The organism is Pseudomonas sp. NPDC089530, assembly GCF_050280705.1.
In the GTDB taxonomy this organism is placed as follows: Bacteria; Pseudomonadota; Gammaproteobacteria; order Pseudomonadales; family Pseudomonadaceae; genus Aquipseudomonas.
The window spans coordinates 1-2,695 of the sequence record NZ_JBNNVU010000193.1; the positions used below are offsets into that span (position 1 = coordinate 1).

The 2,695-nt window shown below is 64.0% G+C and carries 2 protein-coding genes; both read right to left on the reverse strand.

The window, feature by feature from the left end; all coding sequences use genetic code 11:
* On the reverse strand, positions 1 to 2,257 hold a 2,257-nt coding region (locus ACQKQA_RS30110), incomplete at its 3' end, for an Mks condensin complex protein MksF (RefSeq protein ID WP_427564775.1).
* The coding region (locus ACQKQA_RS30115; RefSeq protein WP_427564776.1) for a condensin complex protein MksE at positions 2,254 to 2,695 on the reverse strand (442 nt) is incomplete at its 5' end. The genes ACQKQA_RS30110 and ACQKQA_RS30115, both read right to left, overlap by 4 nt.

Below are 2,695 nucleotides of genomic sequence, written 5' to 3' on the forward strand. Positions count from 1 at the left end.
AGGCGCGCCTGGGTATCGTCGGCCTCGTGTTCGGCGCCAGGACGATCCGGAAGCTCTGCAGGTTGGACACCTGGCGCTTGTTGATCTCGCGGTTGAACAGCGCCAGCTGGTGCTCGAGGCTGTCGTAGTCACTGCGGATGTTGCGCAGGGTCCGGGCGATATCGGTCACCGCCGCGCGGCGTGCCTTGCCCAGGGTCAGGGCTTCTTCGGTACGGTGCGAGTAAGCGTTGATCAACAGTTGCAGGCGGCGCTCCATGTCGTCTTCGCTGTCGAACTTGGCCACGCCCTTGAGGCGGACCTGGGCGTACAGCGCTTCGATCTGGCCATCGATCCGCTGCAGGCCCTGCCAGCTGTCCTGATAGTCGTTGAGCAGCGGCAGCAGGTTGTCCATGGAGTCGTCCACCGGCTCCATGAACGGCGTGCCGAACGGCAGGTCCGCCGGCAACAGCTGACGGCGGCGCAGGGCGTCGTCGAGGGTGCGCTGCTTGGCCTCCATGTCGGCGATCTGCCGGCCCACCAGCTGCAGCTTGGCCGACAGCTGCTGGACGCGTTCGGTGAAGGCATCGCTGGAACGCTTGAGTTCGTCCTGGGCGGCTTCCATCTGCGCCAGCTGTTCCAGCTTCTCGCCTTCCTCGGCGCTCAGGGTCTGGGTGCGGCGGAAATCTTCCAGGGCCTTCTGCGCATCCAGCACCTGCTGGTACAGCGCTTCGGTCTGTGTCTTGCTCGCGGCGCGGTCGGCGGCCACCGCCTGTTGGGTTTTCAGCTGCTTGAGTTCTTTTTCCAGGCGTTCTTTCTGGTCGCGCAAGGCCGCGCGGTCAGCCAGCGCCTGCAAGGCCGGCGGTTCGATGTGGGAGATGTCGATGGACAGGCCCGGCACTTCGAAGCGTTCGCCCTTGAAGCCATCGAGAATCAGCTCCACGGATTTGACCCAGTCGCCGTTCTCGTCCAGGGCGATGCCGTGCTCGCCCAGCGGCAGGCTGAACAGCGCGCTGTTGAACAGGCGCATCAGACGCTCGACGTCCTGCTGGGAGAACTCCTCGCGCAGGCGGGCATAGCTGTTGTTGTCGGCGTGATCGAGCTGCTGCTTGACCGACTTCAGGCGTTTTTCCAGGTCGCGCAGGCGCTCTTCCAGGTCTTCGGCGGAGAACTGCCGGGACTGGGCCAGGGCGCCGGCCAGTTCGTCGTGGGCATCCTTGGCCGCCAGCAGTTGCTGTTCCAGGACCTTGACGTCGTCCACCAGGGCGAAGCGGTGCTTGAGCACCGACAGTTCGCCCAGCCAGCGCTGGGTACCGGTGATTTCCCGTTCCAGGCGCATCATTTCCTGGGTGCTGCTGCGCTGGTCGTTCTGCAGCGCGTCCTGTTCGTTGCGGTAGTGCTCGGCCTGGATGGTCAGCTCTTCCTTGCGCGCGCTGGCGTAGTCGGACCAGGTGCCCAGCAGCGAATCCAGCAGCGGCGACAGGCGATGCAGCTTGCCGCGCAGGATGTCGCGCTGCTTCACGCCGTTGGTCAGGGCTTCCACCAGGGAACCTGCGGCCACCAGCGAGTTGTAGTCCTGCTCCATGCGGCGCACGTCGCGGAAGGCGTCTTCGCAGGCGGCGATGTAGTCGACGCTGCCGGAGCGCAGGCTGTGCTCGAAGGCATCGAGGAACAGTTGCTTGAGCTTGGCCGCAGTGATTTCGCGCATGTGCAGCAGGTTGATGAACAGCGCGCGGAAGGTCTTCAGGCTCTGCTCGCTGGTGGAGCGCAGCGGAATCAGGGTCAGGTCCAGCGGAATCGAGGTATGCCCGCCCACCAGCAGGCGCCGCAGCTCGTCCGGCTTGAGTTCATAGGCCTTCAGGCCCTGGCGCTCGAGGTTGGTGAACAGCTCTTTCTGCCGCAGGCAGGTGTCGTCTTTCTGGTAGTGCGCCAGGTCCAGCGAGCCGGCATAGGCGAAGAACTGGTGACCGAAACTGCCGCCCGGGCCGCGCCCGGCCACGCCGATCACGTGAGGACCGTGGGGTAGGGAGACTTCCACCAGGATGTAGCTGGTATCGGTGGCGAAGTAGAAACGCCGCGATTGTTCCAGGCTGTACTTGCCGAAGCTCATGTCCGACATGCGCGCCAGGATCGGGAATTGCAGGGCGTTGATCGAAGCGGACTTACCCAGGTTGTTCGCGCCATAGACCGACAGCGGTTCTTCCAGCGGGAACAGACCCAGGCTGTAGCCGGCGGTGTTCAAAAGGGCAAAGCGGCGGATGCCGTAGCGTTCCTTGCTCATGCGTCGAGCTCCTGTTCTTCGGCAATGGCGCGGGCCAGAGCTTCTTCTTCACTTTCCTGCGCGCCTTCGGCGAATTCGCTGAGGTCCAGCGGGTCGTCGGTCTGCAGCAGTTTTTCGTCGCTGTCTTCGTCGATCAGCACCGGCGTCGGCAACGGCAGTACGCTGTGCAGGCTGGCCGCCAGGTCACGGTCCTGCTGTACCGACAGGCACACGTCGAGGAAACGGTGCATCGGCGGCAGGAAGCGGTAGATGCCCGGCTCCTCGCCGGCAAAACCCAGTTGGGTCATGCGCCGCATGATTTTTTCTTCCAGTTCTTCATAGGTCTGTACTTCGGCCTGGATAAACAGGTCGCGGTACTTCTCCAGCAATGACGGCAGTTCGTCGCGGCCGAGGCTGCCGCAACCACTGCTTAGCCGCTTGAACCGCGAACAGGGCGAC